Annotated in this window: 21 protein-coding genes; 12 read left to right on the forward strand and 9 right to left on the reverse strand. The window is 63.4% G+C overall.

The genetic code is table 11. The annotated features are described in order from the left end of the window. The first annotated feature begins 57 nt into the window (after positions 1–57). The 3 genes from uraH to So717_RS04475 all read left to right on the forward strand — a co-directional run bounded on the left by uraH (position 58) and on the right by So717_RS04475 (position 3,897). The gene (uraH, locus tag So717_RS04465; protein WP_159975015.1) at positions 58–417 is read left to right on the forward strand and encodes a hydroxyisourate hydrolase; all 360 of its coding nucleotides are present in this window, start codon (positions 58–60) and stop codon (positions 415–417) included. Between the two features lie 90 nt (positions 418–507). Beyond that, entirely contained in the window at positions 508–1,512 is a 1,005-nt protein-coding gene (deoC, locus tag So717_RS04470; protein WP_159975016.1) for a deoxyribose-phosphate aldolase, read from the forward strand. A gap of 42 nt (positions 1,513–1,554) precedes the next feature. Further along, entirely contained in the window at positions 1,555–3,897 is a 2,343-nt protein-coding gene (locus So717_RS04475; RefSeq protein ID WP_159975017.1) for an aldehyde dehydrogenase family protein, read from the forward strand. Positions 3,898–3,981: 84 nt separating this feature from the next. Here the strand turns inward: So717_RS04475 and So717_RS04480 are convergent, their stop codons facing one another. The 7 genes from So717_RS04480 to So717_RS04510 all read right to left on the reverse strand — a co-directional run bounded on the left by So717_RS04480 (position 3,982) and on the right by So717_RS04510 (position 12,484). Continuing rightward, entirely contained in the window at positions 3,982–5,301 is a 1,320-nt protein-coding gene (locus So717_RS04480) for a M16 family metallopeptidase (protein ID WP_159975018.1), read from the reverse strand. Beyond that, positions 5,298–6,632 carry a M16 family metallopeptidase gene (locus So717_RS04485; RefSeq protein WP_159975019.1) on the reverse strand — a complete coding sequence of 445 codons (1,335 nt, stop codon included), beginning with the start codon at positions 6,630–6,632 and terminating at the stop codon, positions 5,298–5,300. Before So717_RS04485 ends, So717_RS04480 begins: the two co-directional genes overlap by 4 nt. 98 nt (positions 6,633–6,730) lie before the next feature. Next, positions 6,731–7,228: a DUF3035 domain-containing protein gene (locus tag So717_RS04490; protein WP_159975020.1), complete on the reverse strand. Its 498-nt coding sequence runs from the start codon at positions 7,226–7,228 to the stop codon at positions 6,731–6,733. A gap of 50 nt (positions 7,229–7,278) precedes the next feature. Next, a complete protein-coding gene (lspA, locus tag So717_RS04495) occupies positions 7,279–7,764 on the reverse strand; it encodes a signal peptidase II (RefSeq protein ID WP_159975021.1) in 486 nt (161 codons plus the stop codon). Between the two features lie 9 nt (positions 7,765–7,773). Next, positions 7,774–9,360 carry a bifunctional phosphoribosylaminoimidazolecarboxamide formyltransferase/IMP cyclohydrolase gene (purH, locus tag So717_RS04500; protein ID WP_159975022.1) on the reverse strand — a complete coding sequence of 529 codons (1,587 nt, stop codon included), beginning with the start codon at positions 9,358–9,360 and terminating at the stop codon, positions 7,774–7,776. A gap of 12 nt (positions 9,361–9,372) precedes the next feature. Continuing rightward, positions 9,373–11,124: a heparinase II/III family protein gene (locus So717_RS04505; protein ID WP_159975023.1), complete on the reverse strand. Its 1,752-nt coding sequence runs from the start codon at positions 11,122–11,124 to the stop codon at positions 9,373–9,375. Between the two features lie 88 nt (positions 11,125–11,212). Beyond that, entirely contained in the window at positions 11,213–12,484 is a 1,272-nt protein-coding gene (locus So717_RS04510; RefSeq protein ID WP_159975024.1) for an RsmB/NOP family class I SAM-dependent RNA methyltransferase, read from the reverse strand. Positions 12,485–12,568: 84 nt separating this feature from the next. On the opposite strand from So717_RS04510, the gene So717_RS04515 reads away from it, so the two are divergent. After that, on the forward strand, positions 12,569–12,763 hold the full coding sequence (locus So717_RS04515) for a DUF1674 domain-containing protein (RefSeq protein ID WP_159975025.1): 195 nt from the start codon (positions 12,569–12,571) through the stop codon (positions 12,761–12,763). Between the two features lie 71 nt (positions 12,764–12,834). On the opposite strand, the gene So717_RS04520 is transcribed toward So717_RS04515, so the two are convergent. Then, on the reverse strand, positions 12,835–13,194 hold the full coding sequence (locus So717_RS04520) for a dihydrodipicolinate reductase (RefSeq protein WP_238840675.1): 360 nt from the start codon (positions 13,192–13,194) through the stop codon (positions 12,835–12,837). Between the two features lie 80 nt (positions 13,195–13,274). Further along, positions 13,275–14,093: a 4-hydroxy-tetrahydrodipicolinate reductase gene (gene dapB / locus So717_RS04525; protein WP_159975026.1), complete on the reverse strand. Its 819-nt coding sequence runs from the start codon at positions 14,091–14,093 to the stop codon at positions 13,275–13,277. Positions 14,094–14,181: 88 nt separating this feature from the next. On the opposite strand from dapB, the gene rbfA reads away from it, so the two are divergent. From rbfA to So717_RS04565, 8 genes are all read left to right on the forward strand, one after another. Continuing rightward, complete coding sequence (gene rbfA, locus So717_RS04530) at positions 14,182–14,604, forward strand: 30S ribosome-binding factor RbfA (protein ID WP_159975608.1); 423 nt, start codon at positions 14,182–14,184, stop codon at positions 14,602–14,604. Then, positions 14,601–15,341, forward strand: a complete 741-nt coding sequence (locus tag So717_RS04535) for a phosphodiester glycosidase family protein (protein ID WP_159975027.1) — start codon at positions 14,601–14,603, stop codon at positions 15,339–15,341. Before rbfA ends, So717_RS04535 begins: the two co-directional genes overlap by 4 nt. Positions 15,342–15,449: 108 nt before the next feature. Then, positions 15,450–16,361 (forward strand): tRNA pseudouridine(55) synthase TruB, encoded by a 912-nt coding sequence (gene truB, locus So717_RS04540; RefSeq protein ID WP_159975028.1) that lies wholly within the window; start codon positions 15,450–15,452, stop codon positions 16,359–16,361. Positions 16,362–16,548: 187 nt separating this feature from the next. Next, positions 16,549–17,037 (forward strand): hypothetical protein, encoded by a 489-nt coding sequence (locus So717_RS04545; protein WP_159975029.1) that lies wholly within the window; start codon positions 16,549–16,551, stop codon positions 17,035–17,037. A 90-nt stretch (positions 17,038–17,127) separates the two neighbouring features. Continuing rightward, a complete protein-coding gene (locus So717_RS04550) occupies positions 17,128–17,649 on the forward strand; it encodes a DUF1643 domain-containing protein (protein WP_159975030.1) in 522 nt (173 codons plus the stop codon). Positions 17,650–17,731: 82 nt separating this feature from the next. Next, positions 17,732–18,409 carry a hypothetical protein gene (locus tag So717_RS04555; RefSeq protein WP_159975031.1) on the forward strand — a complete coding sequence of 226 codons (678 nt, stop codon included), beginning with the start codon at positions 17,732–17,734 and terminating at the stop codon, positions 18,407–18,409. A gap of 159 nt (positions 18,410–18,568) precedes the next feature. After that, positions 18,569–18,838 carry a 30S ribosomal protein S15 gene (gene rpsO, locus So717_RS04560; protein WP_159975032.1) on the forward strand — a complete coding sequence of 90 codons (270 nt, stop codon included), beginning with the start codon at positions 18,569–18,571 and terminating at the stop codon, positions 18,836–18,838. 158 nt (positions 18,839–18,996) lie between these two features. Continuing rightward, positions 18,997–19,587 carry a LysE family translocator gene (locus tag So717_RS04565; protein WP_159975033.1) on the forward strand — a complete coding sequence of 197 codons (591 nt, stop codon included), beginning with the start codon at positions 18,997–18,999 and terminating at the stop codon, positions 19,585–19,587. The last annotated feature ends 21 nt before the right edge of the window (positions 19,588–19,608 follow it).

Genomic DNA, 19,608 nt, shown 5'->3' on the forward strand with positions numbered 1-19,608 from the left:
CGTTGCAATTCGTATCTGAGCCGGGCAGGCTGCTGCAAACCGATAGAGGAGCGCGCCATGGCCGAGGGATATCTGACCACCCATGTTCTGGACACGGCGCGCGGCTGTCCTGCGGCGGGAATCGAGATCACGTTGTACCGGATCACCGACGTTGGGCCGGTGAGGATTGCGGGTGCGGTGACCAACGCGGATGGGCGCACTGATGCACCGATCCTCGGCGAGGAGGCTTTCGAGACAGGCATCTATGAATTGGTGTTCGACGCGGGGCCTTATCTGACGGCCAGCGGTGTTACCCCGGGGGAGCCTCGGTTCCTCGACAGCATCCCGATCCGCTTCGGGATGTCGGAGGCGGACAGCCACTATCATGTGCCGCTGCTGCTCTCACCCTTTGGATATTCCACATACCGCGGCAGTTGATCAGATTTTGCACGTGACGCGGCGGAGGTCGTCTTGCCAAGGTGCGCGACCCGTGCGATTTTGCACCTCTGACCGACCCGGAGGATCGCGATGCTCAGCCCAACCAACCAGACCGTCACCACGGAGGCCAGCCATCAGCTGCCGCAGGTCACAGAACCCCGCAATCCGGGGATGACGCTGGACATGGAGTGGGTGCGCGCGGTGCAAGCGAACACCTCGGCCATCGAACGGCGCGCGGCCACCTTGCCTGCACGGCGTTCGGTCAAGAAGGCGCATCAGGCGGCATGGCTGTTGCGCGCGGTCACTTGCATTGATCTGACCACATTGTCCGGTGACGACACGGAAAACCGCGTTGGGCGCCTCTGCGCCAAGGCGCGCCAACCGATTGCGCAAAGCCTGCTCGACGCCATGGAGATGGGGCCAATCACCACCGGCGCGGTCTGCGTCTACCACGAGATGATTCCGGCCGCCGTGCGCGCGCTGGAAGGCTCGAGCATACCAGTGGCGGCGGTCAGCACGGGCTTTCCGGCGGGCTTGTCGCCGCTTCATCTGCGCATCGCGGAGATTGAGGAGAGTGTTGCCGCAGGGGCCGCTGAGATCGACATCGTGATTTCGCGCCGCCATGTGCTCTCGGGCAACTGGCAAGCGCTTTATGACGAGATGCGCGCTTTCCGGGCGGCCTGCGGCGAGGCGCATGTGAAGGCGATCCTTGCAACGGGCGAGTTGGGCTCGCTGCGCAATGTAGCAAGGGCCTCGCTGATCTGCATGATGGCAGGGGCGGATTTCATTAAGACCTCAACCGGTAAAGAGAGTGTGAATGCGACGCTGCCGGTGTCGCTCGTGATGATCCGCGCCATCCGAGACTACCATGCCCGCACCGGCTATCGCGTGGGCTACAAGCCCGCAGGCGGGATTTCGAAAGCCAAGGATGCGATCACCTATCTGGCGCTGATGAAGGAAGAGCTGGGCGACCGCTGGTTACAACCCGACCTCTTCCGCTTTGGCGCGTCCTCGCTGCTGAACGACATCGAGCGGCAGTTGGAGCATCATGTGACAGGCCATTATTCCGCCAGCTATCGCCACCCGACGAGTTGAGTTAAAGCGTCGGGATTTGAGTATTTTTGGAAGGGTGAAGACATGACCGTAAAAGAAGTCTTCGAAACAATGACCTACGGCCCGGCCCCTGAGAGTGCATCCGAGGCCCTGGCCTGGATTGCCGCGCGTGGTGGGGTCTTTGGCCAATTCATCGATGGGCGCTTCACCGAACCCGGACAAGGTTTTGAGAGCCGCAACCCGGCCACCGGCGAAGTTTTGGCGACGCTGACGCAAGGCAGCCAGACGGACGTCGACGCTGCGGTCAAAGCCGCTCGCGCAGCGCAGAGCGGATGGGAGCGACTGGGCGGTGCTGGACGCGCGCGTTATCTTTATGCTCTGGCGCGGCTTCTGCAGAAGCACAGCCGCCTCTTTGCGGTGCTGGAGACGTTGGACAACGGCAAGCCGATCCGCGAGAGCCGCGACATAGACGTGCCTTTGGCGCAGCGGCATTTCTACTTCCATGCGGGCATGGCCCAGCTGATGGAGGACGAGTTACCGGACCGCGCCGCGCTTGGTGTTTGCGGGCAAGTCATTCCCTGGAACTTCCCGCTGCTGATGCTGGCCTGGAAGATTGCCCCTGCGCTGGCCATGGGGAACACGGTGGTGCTGAAACCCGCAGAATATACCTCGCTCACCGCCCTGCTCTTTGCCGAGATCTGTCAGCAGGCGGGGTTGCCCAAGGGCGTGGTGAACATCGTGACCGGCGATGGCGCCGTGGGCGAGATGGTTGTGGCCGCCGAGGTCGACAAGGTGGCCTTCACCGGCTCCACCGCTGTGGGGCGCCGCATCCGCGAGGCCACGGCAGGCTCGGGCAAGACGCTGACATTGGAGCTGGGCGGCAAGTCGCCCTACATCGTCTTCGACAACGCGGATCTGGATTCAGCCGTCGAAGGGCTGGTGGATGCGATCTGGTTCAACCAGGGCCAGGTCTGCTGCGCGGGCTCCCGCCTGCTCGTGCATGAACCGGTGGCCGACCTTTTCTATGGCAAGCTGCGCGCCCGCATGGACAAGCTGCGTATCGGAGACCCGCTGGACAAAAGCATCGACGTCGGCGCCATTGTCGACCCGGCACAGCTGCGCACGATAACCGATCTGGTCTCCGCCAACACGGCAGGCGACAAACATGTGGCCAGCACTGCGCTGCCTACCCAAGGCGTGTTCTACCCGCCCACGCTGATCACCGGCCTCAACCCAGCCGATACGCTCATGCAGGAGGAGATCTTCGGCCCCGTGCTTGTCTCCACCACCTTCCGCACGCCTGAGGAGGCGGTTGCGCTTGCCAACAACACCCGCTACGGGCTTGCCGCCACGGTCTGGAGCGAAAACATCAACCTCGCGCTTGATATCGCGCCCAAGCTGGCCTGCGGCATCGTCTGGGTGAATGGCACCAACCTGATGGATGCGGCCGCAGGGTTCGGCGGCAAACGCGAAAGCGGCTTTGGCCGCGAAGGCGGCTGGGAGGGGCTTGCCGCCTACACCCGCCCGAAGGGCACACCAAAGGCGCTAAAGGACATCAAACCCAACACCGGCGCTGGCGCCCCGGCAGACCCCATAGACCGCACCGCCAAACTCTATATCGGCGGCAAGCAGGCGCGCCCTGACAGTGGCTACTCCGCGCCCGTCTGGGGCAAATCCGGCGCGCTGCTGGGTCACGTCTCGCTGGCCAACCGCAAAGACCTGCGCAACGCCGTGGAGGCCGCACAAGCAGCCAAGGCCTGGTCCAAAACCACCGGGCACCTGCGGGCGCAGATCCTCTATTACATCGGCGAAAACCTCTCGGCCCGCGCGGATGAATTCGCCCATCGCCTCAACGACATGCAAGGCGGCGAGCGAGGGGCAAAAGAGGTGGAGACCGCGATCAACCGCCTCTTCACCTACGCCGCCTGGGCCGACAAATATGACGGCCAAGTGCACGGCGTCCCCATCCGAGGCGTGGCCATCGCAATGAAAGAACCCGTGGGCGTGATCGGCGCGATCTGCCCCAATGACGCGCCACTCCTGGGCTTGATCTCCTGCATGGCGCCCGCCATCTCCATGGGCAACCGCGTGATCCTGAACGCATCCGAGCCCTTCCCGCTCGCCGCCACGGATTTCATCCAGGTTCTGGAAACCTCCGACGTGCCTCCGGGCGTGGTCAACATCCTCACCGGCACACACAGCGAAATCGCACCACATATGGCAGGCCATATGGACATCGACGCGGTCTGGAGTTTTGGCGCGGCCCCCCTCTGCGACGTCGTCGAAAGAGCAAGCGCCTCAAACCTCAAACGCACCTGGGTGAACAATGGCCTGGCCCGGGACTGGCTTGGCGCCGCCGGTCAGGGACGCGACTTCCTTGCCGCCGCGACAGAGGTCAAGAACATCTGGATACCCTACGGAGAATAAGGCCAGCATCACGCGGCAACACTCGGCCCGTCCAAGGCCGAGGACATGACGTGGCGCGTCAGCGCCTCCGTTCAGGACCAGCCCCTAGTTCGCCGGCGTGTTTTCGAGACCAGCGGGCTGGCCCACAACGACAAAGTGCAACCCGTCCGGATCCAGCAACTCGCCCGCCACGCGTTTGACGTCGTCAAGGGTGACCGCCTCGACCCGCTCATTCCGCGTGGCGATGTAGTCAATCGGCAGACCTAGCATCTGCATGCCCACCATGATTCGTGCAATCGGCCCATTGCCATCAAACCGCAGCGGATAGGCACCTGTCATGTAAGTCTTGGCATCATCCAATTCAGCCTGAGTGACCCCTTCAGAGGCCGCCTTGGCCCATTCCGCGCGGATCACCTCAATGGCCTCCGCAATCCGGTCATTGGCCGAGCTGACGGAGCCCAGATACACCTCTGCCAGATCCTTCGGCACCAGATAAGAATAGACACCATAGGTCAGCCCACGCTTCTCGCGCACCTCATCCATCAGGCGGCTCTCGAACCCGCCACCCCCGAGGATCTGGTTCAACACGATTGCGGTGAAGTAGTCCGGATCGTCCTGCGCAATGCCCGAATGCCCGAACATGGCCACGGATTGCGGCGTCTCAAAGGGCACCACGGTCAACCCGCCGGGGATCGTCACCTCCGCCCGTTCGGGCATCGGCGCGCCCTCGGCTGGCAAATCCGCCAAGAGCTCATCCATCAGCGCAGCCAGCTGATCCGGCGTGATATCTCCCACAGCGCCAATGTAGATCCGGTCACGCGCCAGAATAGCCTCATGCGCAGCCAATAGATCCTCGCGGGTCAACGCCGCCACGCTCTCTTCGGTCCCATCCGATGAGGACCCATAGGGATGCTCGCCAAAGGCAATCTGATCAAAGGTGCGGCCCGCAATATCGTTGGGGTCCTTCGCATCCGAGCGGATGCCGGAGAGCACCTGCGCTCGCACACGCTCAATGGCTTCTGGATCGAACCGAGGCTGCTGCAGCACCGCGCGCAAAAGCGCCACCGATGCCGCCTTGTTCTCGGTCAGAAATCGCGCGGAGATGGACAGCGAATCGTCGTTGATATCGAAGTCAAAACTCGTCGCCAAAGCCTCGGTTGCCCGCGCAAAGTCGCGCGCATCCATGTCACCCGCGCCCTCTTCCAGCAACCACGTCATCAGGCTGGTCGACCCACGCTTGCCGGGCGCGTCCAGCGAGGCCCCGCCGCGGAAGCGCAGCTCCAGCGCCACAAAGGGGATCGAATGGTCTTCGACCAGCCAAGCGGTCAGACCGGCCTCCGACGTCACCTCCTGGATCTCCACCTCGGCCTGCGCAGGCAGCGCCAGCCCCAACACCACACAGATCGTCAGGAAAAAGCGGGTCATTGGGTCACCTCCTCACGCATCAGCCAGCCAGTGACCGAGGCGCGGCGGTCAAACACATCGCGCGCGGCCTGCATGATATCCTCAGCGGTCACGGCATCCAGCACATCGGGCCAGGCCTGCACATCCTCAACCGTCAGCCCGGAGGCCAGCGCCTGCCCATAGCGGTTGGCAATCCGGTCCACGTCATCCCGGGCATAAATCTGATCCGCCCGGATCTGCATCTTGATCCGCTCCAACTGCGCGGGGTCCACCCCGTCGATCATGAACTGGGCGAGCGCCGCATCCATGGCATCCTCAGCCTCCTGCAGGCTGACGTTGGGCTGGGGCACGACAACAACATTGAAGGTCGTATCATCCAAGGACACCCCGCGATAAAAGGCGGCCGAATAGGTGGCGACCTGCGTGTCGAACTGCAGCGCATCCGTCAGATACGACGTCGTCCCACCCCCCAGAATTTCCGCCAGGAACGTCAGCGCCGCCGCTGTCCCCTGTGCGCCGGGGTCCCGCTCCGGCGCCAAATACGACCGCCGCACATAGGGTTGCGCCACCCGCGCGTCGCGGTAGATCAAGCGCCGCTCGGCGGTCTGCGGTGGCTCTTCGGTCCGAATGCGTTCGGGCAGATCCGGGTTCGCTGGAATCACGCCATAGTAGGTTTCCGCCAGAGCGCGGACCTCCTCGGGCGTCACGTCCCCCGACACCACAAGGATCGCATTGTTGGGCGCATAGTAGGTCTCATAAAACCCCAGCGCATCCTGCATATCCAGCGTCTCCATCTCGTGCATCCAGCCGATGATGGGCACAGCATAGCGGTGGTTGAGATATTGGGCTGCCGACATCTGTTCGCCAAAAAGCGCGTTTGGGTTGTTCTCGGTGCGCTGGTTGCGCTCTTCTATGATCACGTCGCGCTCGGTCGCGATATTCTCTTCGGTCAGGCGAATGTTGCGCATGCGGTCGCTTTCCATGCGCATCATCAGCTCCAGCCGGTCGGCCGCGACACGCTGGAAATAGGCGGTGTAGTCGTAAGAGGTAAACGCGTTGTCGCGCCCGCCGTTGCGCGCCACTGTGGCTGACAGTTCTCCGGCCTCCAGTGTTTCGGTGGCCTTGAAGAGCAGATGTTCCAAGAAATGCGCCACACCAGATGATCCTTTGGGTTCATCCGCCGATCCGGCGCGGTACCAGACCATATGCTGCACCACCGGCGCGCGGTGATCTTCGACCACAACAACCTGCATGCCGTTCTCAAGCGCGAAGGTGGTGACAGCTTCGTCTGTCGCGGAGGCCAGCCCGGGCAAAAGCGCAAGACAGGCAGCAAGCAGAGGCAATCGGATCATGGGGCATCCCTTCACGGTCAGACAGATCGGTCTCGCCAAGAGATACGCCCCGCGCCCTCCGGTTCAAGTCATGCTGTCACGAATGTGAGGTCAGCGCGTCAATTCGGAGGGTAGCTCGGCGTTCTGGCGCCTGCGCGCCGCCACCGTTCCGCGGTCTTGTTCGCGTCAAGCCGTTCTCTGCTATAGGCCTCCAGATATCGATCTTCCCGAAAAAGGCGGATCTGCGAGAACCGAGCCTGACGTTTTCGGAACCGTTCATCTTCTGCCGCAAGATCTGCGCGAATATCAGGTGCCACACCAAACCGGCTGGCCGCCGTCACCAGCGCGCCGTCAGAGGCCGGGATACCCGCTGCATCCGACGTGCGCCCGCCAAGGGCCACGACCGCATCACCAAGCGGGTCATTGTCGGTCAGATTGCTCTGCCCCGGCGTCGGCGTTGGCAGCGCGGACAGGTCATCCGGGGTCTGCAAGGGGGCTTTGGGCTCGATAATGAACTCATCCGGCCCGCGCGAATTGGACTGCAGATCGCGCAGTCCGGTATTGACGCAGGCGCCGACACAAGCGGTGATCAGAGCGAGGGCCACGATGCGGCGCATGGAAGTCTCCTTGTGAACACCCTGTTCTTACGCCAGCCCGGCAGGGAATGTCACTGGCCTTTTTTGGACCTGTCCTTGGGGTCCGGCGCCAGAAACACCAGCAAGATCGCTCCGCCAAAGATGAACACATCCGCGATGTTGAAGACAAAGGGGTTGTCGATGCCGCAGCACGACATGTTCAGGAAATCCAGAACATACCCATAGAGCAGCCGATCCAGCACATTGGCGAGCGCCCCGCCAATCAGCAGCCCGGCCCCCACCTGCGGCCACAGGCCCAACTGCTGCCGCCGCACCCAGATCAGCACCGCCGCGCAGATCACCACCGCCAGCCCGATCAGCACCCAGCGGCTGGCGTCGGACCCGTCGCTGAACAGGCCAAAGTTAATCCCCCGGTTCTCGCCATAGCGAAAGTTCAGCAGCGGCGGCAACACATCAATGGCCTGAACGCGCCAGAGCTCCATCTGATGAATCACCAGATATTTGCTCAACTGGTCTACGATAAAGGCCACAACAGCAGCCGAGGCCAAAGCGCGCATTGCGTCCCCCTAGTGCCGGAAGTGGCGCATGGAGGTGAAGACCATCGCCAGCCCGGCCTCATCCGCCGCAGCGATCACCTCGTCATCGCGCATGGAGCCGCCGGGCTGAATGAGCGCCGTGGCCCCTGCCTCAGCGGCGGTGATCAGCCCGTCGGCGAAGGGAAAGAACGCATCAGACGCAACAACCGACCCTTGGGTCAGCGGCGCGGGCAGACCCATCGCCTCTGCCATGTCCTGCGCCTTGCGCGCGGCAATCCGCGTGCTGTCAACCCGGCTCATCTGCCCCGCACCCACGCCCACGGTCGCCCCATCCTTCACATAGATGATCGCGTTGGATTTCACGTGTTTCGCCACGGTCCAGGCAAAGAGCAAGTCGGCCATCTCCAGCTCTGTCGGCTGCCGCTTGGTCACAACCTTGAGGTCATCCGCACTGACGTGCCCCACATCCTTGTCCTGCACCAGATACCCGCCCGAGACTTGCCGCACGGCAAGCCCCACAGCGCGCGGATCGGCAAGCCCATCTGTGGTTAGCAACCGCAGGTTCTTCTTCTGGCCGAAAATATCCATAGCGCCAGCATCTGCCCCAGGCGCAATCACCACTTCGGTGAAAATCCCGGTGATCTCCTGCGCCGTCTCCGCATCAAGCGGCTGGTTCAGCGCAATGATCCCGCCAAAGGCCGAGGTCCGGTCACAATCAAAGGCGCGGCTATAGGCCTCTTTCAGCGTCGCTCCCCGCGCCACGCCGCAGGGGTTGGCATGTTTGATGATCGCACAGGCCGGGCTGTTGGCAGGGTCAAATTCGCTGACCAATTCAAAAGCGGCATCCGTGTCGTTTATATTGTTATAGCTCAGCTCTTTGCCCTGGTGCTGGGTCGCCGTCGCCACACCCGCGCCGCCGGAGCCATCCGTATAGAACGCCGCCTGCTGATGTGGGTTCTCACCATAGCGCAGACTCTGCGCCAGGGTTCCACCAAATGTCCGCCGCCGGGGTGTCTCGCCGACCTGCGCGGCCATCCACGTGCTAACAGCCGTGTCATAGGCTGCCGTGCGCGCGTATGCCGTCTGCGCCAAACGCTGGCGCAGCGCATAGGCGGTTTGCCCGTCGTTGGCCTCCAGCTCCGCCAGCACCGCGTCATAGTCTTCGACATCCACCACCACGGTCACAAACCCGTGGTTCTTCGCTGCCGAGCGGATCATCGCAGGCCCGCCGATATCGATGTTCTCGATCACCTCGGCATATTCGGCCCCTTTGGCCACCGTTTCCTCGAACGGGTAGAGGTTCACCACCACCAGATCAATCGCCCCGATCCCATGGGTCTCCATCGCCGCCACATGGTCAGCATTGTCACGCAGCGCCAGTAGACCCCCATGCACAACCGGATGCAGCGTCTTCACCCGCCCATCCATCATCTCGGGAAATCCGGTAACCTCTGCCACATCGCGCACCTCAAGCCCCGCCGCGCGCAGCACCTTGGCCGTGCCACCGGTCGACAGCAGCTCCACCCCTCTGGCTGCCAGCGCGGTGCCAAACTCAACCAACCCGGTCTTATCGGATACGGAAAGCAGCGCGCGGCGCAGCGGGGCAATATCGGTCATGGGCAGGGTCCTTCAGGGCTCGTCTGTCAAACTGTCCGTGTCCAGGGTCAGGTCCCGCACTCCCACGGCAGTTTCCTGCGCCTTAGAGAGAGACCAGCGAACACGCGTGGCGTATGACATAGCCCGGCCCGAAAGCACAATCTGATTTGCCTCGCGCGGCTTCAGCCGCCCGGTGTCCAGATAGACCGAGGGCTGCAGCGTCAGCTTTTGCGTGTTGTCGTGCCGAAAGACCCAGATCTCGCCGCTCTTGAGCGCAATTGAGACGGCAGCACCGCCCAGATCAATCGTCGCATCCACGTCCGGATGCAGATGAAACCGGATGTCAAAGGCGATGCCCTGCAACTGCGTGGCATTCATGGCCAGATCAAACCGCTTCTTCTCCGCATCATTGAGCGCCAGCAACATGTCCTCTCCGGCCAATGCGCGGCCATCGAAGGTCATCTCCAGCGTGCGGGCGTGGGTGAGCCCATGCGTCGGGGCGAACCCATCGTGCCCGCCCTGAAACCGCAAGCCGTCACTGACACGGCCGAACTCGATGGGCACCTTTGTGGGCCCTTCGATCAGCTCTTCCCGCCCGGTCGACGGATCGGCATCGCCCAACCGCGCGCTGGAGTAGCCGTCCAACGCCAGGGTCGAATGCGACGGCGTCGCGCGCCCGGCCCGGCGCCAATCCGCCCCAAAAGATCGCCCCGAGCCACAATTGACCACCAAGGGCCGCCGCCCCGATGTCAGTTCAAACGCCAGCGTGGAGGCATGCGCGTTGTAGGAGGCGCGACCCTTCGGCGGTTTGCTGGCATCGACAACCACATTGGTCCGCCCCGCAGAGAGGCGCGCAAACCCCATCGACAGCCCCTCCGGCTGGCCGCGTTTGACATTGGCCTGTGCCAGCGCCTGGTCGAGCCACCCCTCCGGCCCGCGCCCGCCCCCGTGAAACCGCGCCAGCCCGCCATCGCCATGCCGCAAGGCACGCAGGGTTGGCGCAATGCGCTCGATGGCGTGAAGGTGGTCGTCACTCGCTCCGCGGCCCGCATCGGACAGCGCCGCTGCCGCCCAGGACAGCAGGGTGAAGACCTCCAGCAGCTCCTCCGGGTTACGCGTCGGCAGGCCGCCCTGCGCATCGATCTGAGTGCGGCATTCCAGAGCCAGCCCCTTCACAGCCGGATCTGCCATCGCCTCCATGCCCTCCAGGGCAAGGCTCGCGTAGATCAACCCGGTCAGCGCCTCGAACCGCGGCACACCGCTGACGGCGCCATGCCAGCGCCGCGCCAGGAAATGCGTCTGCTGGTTGAGCGAGCGATAGAAAAGATCGCTGTCCGGCGCATCATTGCCCTGCAACATGAAAAGCGCGTGGTTGATCCAGCGAATGAGCCGCCGCCCGGTCAGGTCAGGCGTCCAGCCGGGGCCGCGCCCGCGCCCGTAGCGCTCCATCCAACCCCAGACCCAGCGTTGTGCTGTGGCCCGCGCCGCGCGGTCTCCCACAGCCGCCAGATCGTCCAGCCAGGCAAATCCGTGCAACTCGTGCTCGTAAGCGGCGTCGGGCACCGGCAGGTCCCACAGGTCGGCCTGCGCATGCTCCAGCAGATGACCGGCAAAGAGGAAGTTGCCTGCCACCAACTGCCGCCCCCGGGCGAAACTGCCGATGGTGCGCGGCTCGGGCGCTGAGACAAAGCCCACCGCCTGCGCCCGCATGCGCCCTGCGCGCATGGCATGCCACCGGTTCATGAGACGGGCTTTGCGAGCGGCAAAACTTCGGGTTTCGGACATGGACTACCTGCCTGCTGGACGCTCTGGCGGCGCGTTGTCCGATTCTACCCCGAGTGGCGAATCAAGTCATCGACTATCTTTTGGTATGTCAGTCGGACTTGCGCAGGCAGGCGATGTAGAAGCCGTCCATGCCCCCGAGATCAGCCCAATAGTCCGGCCGCAGGCGCAAGCCACCCTCCTCCGACCGCCAGGCGGGGTCGATCCCGGGGCGTTCCAGCGCAGCCGCATCCACCTGCATGTCGCCATGGCGCGCCAGTGCTTCCTCCACCTGCACCTCACCCTCATCCGGCAGGAGCGAGCAGGTGCAGAACACCATCCGCCCACCCGGCTTCAGCAGGGACCACGCGTGGTCGATGAACTCTGCCTGCATTTGGATCAATGCGTCAAATTCCGAGCCATCCTTGGCAAAGGGCAAATCCGGGTGCCGCCGGATCGTGCCTGTCGCCGAGCAGGGCGCATCCAGCAAGATCGCGTCATAGTACCCCTCGTGCCGCCGCGCATCCTGCACCACCAGCTTGGCCTGCAGCCCCGTGCGCGCCAGATTCTCCGCCACTCGCGCCATACGCCCGTCGGAATCATCGACCGCAGTCACCTCTGCGTCCGCTGCCGCAAGCTGCATGGTCTTGCCCCCGGGGGCGGCACAGAGGTCCAACACCTGTTCGCCCTGCTGTGGCGCCAGCACCTGCACCGGCAGTGCAGCAGCCGCATCCTGCACCCACCACTCCCCGCTGTCATAGCCCGCCATGGCCGACACTTGCCCCGCATCTTCCACGCGCACCGATCCCGTTGGCAGCAAAATCCCCCCGGTCATCTCAGCCACCGCCGCCGGGTCCGTCTTCGCCGTCAGATCCAGCGGCGCGCCCGCGAAATGCGCGGCCTCCATGGCGGCGATGGCCTCACCGCCCCAGGCCTGCGCCAAAGGCCCACGCAACCACTTCGGCAGGCGCGGCGCGCGCAGCGTGGCCCAGGCCTCCGGCCCCTCCTCCGCCACCTTGCGCAGCACCGCATTGGTCAGGCCCTTCAGATGCCCCAACCGCTTGTGCCGCGACACCAGCTGCACCATCGCGTTCACCACACCATGTGCGGCGGCGCCATGGCACAGCTCGACCGTCCCCACACGCAAGGCGTTGCGCACGGTCAGCGGCGGATATTTCTTCAGATGCTTCTGCAGCAGGCGATCGGCCCGCTCCAACCCGCGCAATGTGTCTGTGGCCAGCCGCTGCGCCCGCGCGCGGTCCTCCGGCGTCAGACGGTCAAGCGCCCCTGCGCCGACAAGCTCCGACATCAGCCGCCCCTCGCCCAGGATCTGGTCAAGCAGGTAAACCGCGCTTCTGCGCGCGGGAACGCCAGTGTCGGACATTGTGTGAGGCTCCGTTCAATGCTGGCGGGTTGTCTGCGCCAATCTCCGACGTATATCAAGCGCAGAGCGATGAAAGACCCGATCATGACCGACGACACAGCGCCCGAAAATCCTCCCCGCACGCTGCCCGCCGCAGCCCAACGCGCCTTGGCCGAAGCGGCGGAGCGCCGCCGCAAGGCCGCAGAACTCGATCTGCCGCCAGAGCTTGGTGGTCGGGATGGTCCGGAACCCGTACGTTATGGCGATTGGGAGAAGAAGGGCCTTGCCATCGACTTCTAGCCAACCCGCCTGTGAGCTGCGTATAAAATATGGCGTACGCGCGCAGCGCGTTCCTTCGGATCAGGGGCCAGTTATCTCAGCCGGAACTCTGCCGAGTCGCCGCTCCCCCGGTCAGAGGTGAAGCGAATGCGGTTCTGATGCGCCCGCACCTCCTGGCAATTGTAGCCAAGCGGATCACCCCCCCAAAACAGATCACGGCAAAAATACCCATCCTGCCAGGTCCAATTGCCGGTCACGGCCCAGGCCGCACCCATGCCGGAAATCTCACCCTCACGCGACACTTCCAGCCGCACGAAGGGGCGACGCAACTCTTTACCCTGAATGAGTGAGATGAACTCTTCCTGGCTGTCGACCTTGGCAAACTCCGCAGCAGCTGTGCTCGCCCCAAACAGCGCGAGACCTGCCAAAACACTTGTCACTGTGCGCATCATCTACGATCTCCCTCGATGCTGTGATAGAGATACGCAGCACCGCGGAGTTTGGTTTTCCGAAATCGTGGTTAACCGGCGATTTACTGCTCAGCGAGCCCCAGAACATCCAGCATGTCATAGGCGCCTGGCGCCTTGCCCTGGGTCCAAAGGGCGGCTTTCAGGGCACCCCGGGCAAAAACCGACCGGTCCGAGGCCACATGGCGCAACGTGATCCGTTCCCCCAAAGCGGCGAACATCACATCATGCTCTCCCACGATATCGCCGCCCCGGATCGCCGCAAAGCCGATCCGGCCTCGCTCCCGCGCACCGGTGATCCCGTCGCGCGCCCTATCCGAGACATCCTCCAGCGCCACACCCCGCCCCTCTGCCGCCGCCTCGCCCAGCATCAGCGCGGTGCCCGAGGGCGCATCGACCTTCCGATTGTGATGCGCCTCGACGATCTCAATGTCATAGTCCTCGTCGAGCGCAGCGGCGACGCGTTTCGTCACTTGCACCAAGAGGTTCACACCCAGGCTCATGTTCCCGGCCCGCACGATAACGGTCTGCTGCGCGGGCCCCTCCAGCTGCGCGATCTCCTCTTCGGTCATCCCCGTGGTTCCAATGACATGCGCCACTCCCGCCTTAGCCGCCGCAGCAGCAAAGGCGATTGTGGCCGCTGGCACGGTGAAGTCGATCACCACATCGGCTTTCGCAAACACAGCCGGGGCAGTGTCGCTGACAATAACGCCGGTCTCGGCCCCGCCCATAGCGACCCCGAGATCGCGCCCGATCCAACCATGCCCGCTGCGTTCCAGCGCGCCGCTCAGCACCACCCGGTCCGAGGCGGCAATGGTCTCGACCAGCATCTGGCCCATCCGCCCCGACACACCCGTCACGACGACCTTGATCTTTTCACCCATGCCGCTCTCTCCACGCAAAACCTCGGCCCCCTGCTTATCGCGCCACCCCGCGCTTGGCAAAGCCCCTGCGACCGCTTAGATGAACCTTATGGGCAAGAACAAGTTTCACGACGGGCCAGGGCCGTCGCAGCGGCAACTGCGGGTGGGCGAGCTTATTCGCCGCGCGCTCTCGGACGTGCTGGCGCGCGGTGATGTGCACGACCCGGACCTCAATCGCATGTCGATCACCGTGGGCGAGGTGCGCACCTCTCCCGATCTCAAGATCGCCACGGCCTATGTGCTGCCTTTGGGCGGGGAAGGGCAGGAGGAGGTGGTTGCACTGCTGGCGCGCAACAAGGGCGAGCTGCGCCGCATCATCGGCAAGAAGCTCGCACTGAAATTCGCGCCCGATCTGCGTTTTCAACTGGACGAAACCTTCGACCGGATGGACGAGACCCGCGAGATGCTGGGCCGCGAAGAGGTCCGCCGCGACACCCGGAAAACCGACGCGGAGGAGCGCGGGGCCGAATGAACCACACGGCTGTCATGGCAGCAGGGCTGACGCTGGTGGCGCAGACCGCCACTGCCGTCGACTGCCGGACCGATGCCTTTGAGGATGTCCGCTATACCATTTGCGAGGTGGATGCGACCACCGAGGCGCTGGAGTTGTTTCTCTATGATGACACCGGCGCGCCCTTGGGCCAGTTTTCCAATATCAACAGGGCACTCGCGCCCGAGAACCGCCAGTTGATCTTTGCGATGAACGCCGGGATGTATCATGACGACCGGGCGCCCGTGGGTCACTACGTGGAGGACGGGCAGGAGATTATGCGCATCGTCGAGAGCGCAGGCCCCGGCAACTTTGGCCTTCTGCCCAACGGCGTTTTCTGCCTGCGCGACGGACGGGCTGATGTGTTCGAGACCTCAGCTTTTGTTGCCGCCTCCCCTGCCTGCAACGATGCCACGCAATCCGGCCCCATGCTGGTGATCGACGGGGCGCTGCACCCGCGATTTCTTGAAGACGGCACCTCAAAATTCATCCGCAACGGGGTTGGCACCTCCGAAGACGGCCAGCGCGTGGTCTTTGCCATCTCGGACGAGCCGGTGAATTTCCATGATTTCGGGCGGCTTTTTCGCGATCACCTTGACCTGCCCAACGCGCTCTACTTCGATGGCAAAATCTCGCGGCTCTATGCGCCGGAGCTGGGGCGTAGCGATTTCGGGTTCAGCCTCGGCCCCATCGTTGGGGTGGTCGCACCGTTGGAGTAGAGTTTCATGCCTCCGGCGGGGATATTTTCTGCCAGAAGAAGGCCACGCCCTCTGGCTGTCAGCGGGTCAAGCCGCTATGAGAGCCGCTCTCAGATCACGCGAGGCACAATGGGACGCAAACGTCAGGGCAGAGATATTTCCGGATGGCTCGTGGTGGACAAGCCCGCCGGGCCGACCTCGACTGCTATTGTGAACAAGGTTCGCTGGGCTCTGAATGCGAAAAAAGCCGGTCACGCAGGCACACTGGACCCGGAAGCCACGGGTGTTCTGGCCATTGCCCTCGGTGAGGCGACCAAGACGGTGCCCTATGTGACCGATGCGCTGAAAGCCTATGAGTTCACCGTGCGGCTTGGCCAGGCCACCAACACCGACGATGCCGAAGGTGAGGTGATTGCAGAAAGCGACGCGCGACCGGATGAGACACAGATCAAGGCTGCACTCAGCGCCTTCATCGGCGATATCCAACAGGTGCCGCCGCAATTCTCAGCCGTAAAGATCGACGGCCAGCGGGCCTACAAACGGGCGCGTGATGGGGAGACAATGGAGATCGCGGCGCGTCCTCTCTATGTAGAGAGCCTTTTGCTGATCGACATGCCCGATGCGGATCACGTCACGCTTGAGTTGACCTGCGGCAAGGGCGGCTATGTCCGCTCCATCGCACGGGATCTGGGGCAGGCGCTGCGGTGCTATGGCCACGTGAGAGAGCTGCGCCGCATCTGGTCCGGCCCGTTCGAGGCGGCAGATGGGCTGAGCCTGGAGCAGATCGAAGAGATGGCGCGCACCCCCGCGCTGGACGATCACCTGCGCCCTGTCGAGATGGCGCTTGCCGATCTTCCCGAAGTCAAAGCCACCGCCGAGGGCGCAGCCCGCCTGCGCAACGGCAACCCCGGCATGGTCCTTGCCAGTGACGTGGACTACGGCGAAGAGGCCTGGGCCTCACATGACGGGCAGGCCCTGGCGATTGGCAGATACAAATCGGGCGAGCTGCACCCCAGCCGTGTGTTGAATATTCGGAACTGATAAGTTCCCAATATTACAATCTGTTGCAAACCTCTCATCGATGTCAGCGAAAACGTGGGGTTATTACAAGCAATGTTACGAAAGATGCGTGGCGGATAAGCCTTGTGTGAGGTCCCTGCACGGGCTGGCATATGCAGCCCATATTCAGGTCAGACGACGCACATCGATCCAACCTGGAGACCTTCACATGAAACGCACCCTTCTCACAGTCCTCACCGCCGGCGCCTTCGCCACCATCGCCTTTGATACATTCGGCCAGGCACTCAGCCCGCTGTTTGGCTACGCGAAGCTGGCCCCCGTCGGCCTGGCTGGTGCGACGTTAAAATCGGTGTTCGGCGCCGCGCCCTCAGGTGCCGCCTATCTGTTGCACACGGTCACCGGTCTTCTGTTCTACGTCATTGGCTACTACGCCATCGCCCGGCCCGCGCAGCGCGCAGTGCTGCCACAGCTGCACTGGGGCGTGACGGCGGTGGTTTACGGTATCGCGCTCTGGGCCTTCGCACTTTACGGCATGGCGCATCTGGTTGCGGGCATGAAACCCTTCCTCGGCTTTAGCGGCATCACCTGGGTGGCACTCTGGGGCCATGTGGTCTACGCCGTCGTTGCCGCTGCAGTACTGGAGCTGCGGGGCGAAGTGCTCGACCTGCCGCAAAGGCGCGCAGTCACACTGGGCTGATGCCCTCGGGACAAACCTGGCGAAGGCCGCTCTTTGGGCGGCCTTGTTGCTGTTGCTTGCCCAGACTCAACCGCGCTGGCATGAAGTGCCATGCAAAGCCGCACCCATACCGCAAGTGGCACGATGTCCACCGCCGTCTATTCGGACTGTGAGGCTTACCGCTACAGCCTCTCACGGGTGTGGGACGCGGCAGGTCCGCGCGTGAACTTTGTGATGCTCAACCCGTCTAAAGCGGATGAGCTGCGCAACGATCCAACAGTTGAGCGCTGTGAACGGAGGGCGCGCAAACTCGGGTTCGGCGCCTTCGAGGTGACCAACATCTTTGCCTGGCGGGAAACGGACCCGAAAGCGCTGCGAAAAGCCGCCAAACCGATCGGCGACGACAATGACAGCGCGCTGATCGAGGCCGCCCGGTCGGCCGGCACCATCATTGCGGCCTGGGGCGTGCATGGCGCGCATCTGGGCCGGGGTGAAACGGTTGAGCAGCTGCTGCGCAGCCACGGATGCGTGCTGCATCACCTTGGCCTCTCAAAAGGCGGCCATCCCCGGCATCCGCTCTATCTGCCTTACGTCAGAACGCCCGTGCTCTGGCCCTGCGCCGCCGCAGATTAACCGGTTGGTCAAGTTTTACTTCTAGATCTTCTGGGGCAAATTTACGTGCCATCTGTCGTGCCCATACGAAAGGAACTGAGCAGTGAACGATATGCTGTGGTTGGCCGGGCTGGTCGGCATTGCGGGTGCAGGTGCGGCGGCCTTTGCAGGCCTCAGCACGGACACAGCCGACGACGAGGAGACCACCGCAGAGGGCAGACCCCTACACAGCGACCAAGCCAGCCTGCTGGATCAGATCAAGGGTTACAGCACCACAGACGGGCTTTTCAAAGCAGGTGTACCCGCATCTTTCGGCGCACAGCCTCATGCGCCCACCAGCGCTGGATGGGGCGATGATGTGCTTAATGAGATCATGTCGGAGATTGCAGCAGAGGACGATCCTGTGAAGGCCCCCCCCGACGCCCACACAACAGTGCCGGAGGAGGGTTCCGAATACGGCTCGACCCCATCCAGCGCGATGGAGGTCAAGCCCAGTGTGTATCAGGCGCTCAACCACTGGATCGCAGAGCGCAGCGGCGCCGATAGACTGGACTATGAGGCAAGCACCGACGGCCTCATGCTGATCTGGGACGACAGCGATGCAGGCGCGACCGAACCCGAGGTGACTGTCGCCACAGACCCTGAGAATCCGGCGGTCATGCAGATCGCGATGAACGGCGAGACGGTTGCGCAAGTCCACGGGGATGCATCGCTGAGCGCGTCCGACCTGACGCTGATCCCGCTCAGCTCTGCGGTGGAGGTCGGGCTCGAAACGGTCTGACAACCTGTCGATCCGTTTCAAGGATTGCTATTTCTCGGGCACGCGCCTATATCCGCGCATCTCCGCAGGGAATCTCTCTGTGCGGATCACTCCATAGGCCTGTGCTGGACGACATCCCGGCCTGCGCCTTGACCGAAACTTTTGAAACAGGAGCCCCCGATGTCGATCACTGCTGAAGACAAAGCCCGCGTCATGAAGGATTATGCAACCAAGGACGGCGACACCGGTTCGCCCGAGGTGCAGGTTGCCATCCTCTCCTCGCGCATCGCGACGCTGACCGAGCACTTCAAGACCCACAAGAAAGACAACCATGGCCGCCGTGGTTTGTTGAAGATGGTGGCCACGCGCCGCAAACTTCTCGACTACGTCAAAGGCAAGGATGAGGCCCGCTACCAGGACCTGATCAAACGCCTGGGCCTCCGTCGCTAATTCGCGTAGCGAATTGGCGACGCGTGCAGACAGAGCGAAAGACATAGCCTTTTGCGGAGTCTGACACCCGGTCGCAATGATGTACCCGAAACCGCGCCCCATCCGGCGCGGTTTTTTCACGCCTTGCCCACCGCAACGGCACCTGATTGAGTGCGCCCATGCTCACCTTCGCCGCCGCCGTTTTCTTCCTGATGATGACACCCGGCCCCGGCGTGCTCTCGACCGCAGGCGTCGGCGCCGCCTTTGGCGCACGTGTCGCCACACGCTATGTTCTCGGCCTCTTCATCGGCACCAATCTGGTCTGCATCGCCATCGTCTCGGGCGTGACCGCCGCGATCCTGGCTGATGACCGCCTGCGCACGCTCCTGTTCTTCGCCTCGATCGCCTATCTCACCTACCTCGCCCTGCGCATCGCCTTTGCGGGCAGCAAGGTCGCCTTTATCGAGCGCGCCCGACCGCCCGGCATCACCGGCGGCATCCTGCTGCAGGCGATCAATCCCAAAGCCTATGCGGTCAACACCGCGCTCTTCACCGGCTTCGGCTTCTGGCCGCAGAGCTTTGCAGTCGAGATGGCGCTGAAATTCCTGATCGTGAACGCGATCTGGATCCCGATCCACTTCAGCTGGCTCTGGCTCGGCATCGCCGTGCAGCGGATGAACCTGGCGCGGCGCACCCAGCGCGTGATCAACATCGCCATGGCCGCGTCGATGATGATCGTTGTCCTGCTCGCAGCCCTCTCGCAGGTGTGACGCGCGTTGGACAAGCCCGCG

The sequence above is a fragment of the Roseobacter cerasinus genome, from assembly GCF_009811755.1.
In the GTDB taxonomy this organism is placed as follows: Bacteria; Pseudomonadota; Alphaproteobacteria; order Rhodobacterales; family Rhodobacteraceae; genus Roseobacter; species Roseobacter cerasinus.

What these genes read in the sequence shown, in the direction of transcription:
- uraH (WP_159975015.1), top strand. Translation starts at nt 58, where the DNA reads ATGGCCGAGGGATATCTGACCACCCATGTTCTGGACACGGCGCGCGGC.
- deoC (WP_159975016.1), top strand. Translation starts at nt 508, where the DNA reads ATGCTCAGCCCAACCAACCAGACCGTCACCACGGAGGCCAGCCATCAG.
- So717_RS04475 (WP_159975017.1), top strand. Translation starts at nt 1,555, where the DNA reads ATGACCGTAAAAGAAGTCTTCGAAACAATGACCTACGGCCCGGCCCCT.
- So717_RS04480 (WP_159975018.1), bottom strand. Translation starts at nt 5,301, where the DNA reads ATGACCCGCTTTTTCCTGACGATCTGTGTGGTGTTGGGGCTGGCGCTG.
- So717_RS04485 (WP_159975019.1), bottom strand. Translation starts at nt 6,632, where the DNA reads ATGATCCGATTGCCTCTGCTTGCTGCCTGTCTTGCGCTTTTGCCCGGG.
- So717_RS04490 (WP_159975020.1), bottom strand. Translation starts at nt 7,228, where the DNA reads ATGCGCCGCATCGTGGCCCTCGCTCTGATCACCGCTTGTGTCGGCGCC.
- lspA (WP_159975021.1), bottom strand. Translation starts at nt 7,764, where the DNA reads ATGCGCGCTTTGGCCTCGGCTGCTGTTGTGGCCTTTATCGTAGACCAG.
- purH (WP_159975022.1), bottom strand. Translation starts at nt 9,360, where the DNA reads ATGACCGATATTGCCCCGCTGCGCCGCGCGCTGCTTTCCGTATCCGAT.
- So717_RS04505 (WP_159975023.1), bottom strand. Translation starts at nt 11,124, where the DNA reads ATGTCCGAAACCCGAAGTTTTGCCGCTCGCAAAGCCCGTCTCATGAAC.
- So717_RS04510 (WP_159975024.1), bottom strand. Translation starts at nt 12,484, where the DNA reads ATGTCCGACACTGGCGTTCCCGCGCGCAGAAGCGCGGTTTACCTGCTT.
- So717_RS04515 (WP_159975025.1), top strand. Translation starts at nt 12,569, where the DNA reads ATGACCGACGACACAGCGCCCGAAAATCCTCCCCGCACGCTGCCCGCC.
- So717_RS04520 (WP_238840675.1), bottom strand. Translation starts at nt 13,194, where the DNA reads ATGATGCGCACAGTGACAAGTGTTTTGGCAGGTCTCGCGCTGTTTGGG.
- dapB (WP_159975026.1), bottom strand. Translation starts at nt 14,093, where the DNA reads ATGGGTGAAAAGATCAAGGTCGTCGTGACGGGTGTGTCGGGGCGGATG.
- rbfA (WP_159975608.1), top strand. Translation starts at nt 14,182, where the DNA reads ATGGGCAAGAACAAGTTTCACGACGGGCCAGGGCCGTCGCAGCGGCAA.
- So717_RS04535 (WP_159975027.1), top strand. Translation starts at nt 14,601, where the DNA reads ATGAACCACACGGCTGTCATGGCAGCAGGGCTGACGCTGGTGGCGCAG.
- truB (WP_159975028.1), top strand. Translation starts at nt 15,450, where the DNA reads ATGGGACGCAAACGTCAGGGCAGAGATATTTCCGGATGGCTCGTGGTG.
- So717_RS04545 (WP_159975029.1), top strand. Translation starts at nt 16,549, where the DNA reads ATGAAACGCACCCTTCTCACAGTCCTCACCGCCGGCGCCTTCGCCACC.
- So717_RS04550 (WP_159975030.1), top strand. Translation starts at nt 17,128, where the DNA reads ATGCAAAGCCGCACCCATACCGCAAGTGGCACGATGTCCACCGCCGTC.
- rpsO (WP_159975032.1), top strand. Translation starts at nt 18,569, where the DNA reads ATGTCGATCACTGCTGAAGACAAAGCCCGCGTCATGAAGGATTATGCA.
- So717_RS04565 (WP_159975033.1), top strand. Translation starts at nt 18,997, where the DNA reads ATGCTCACCTTCGCCGCCGCCGTTTTCTTCCTGATGATGACACCCGGC.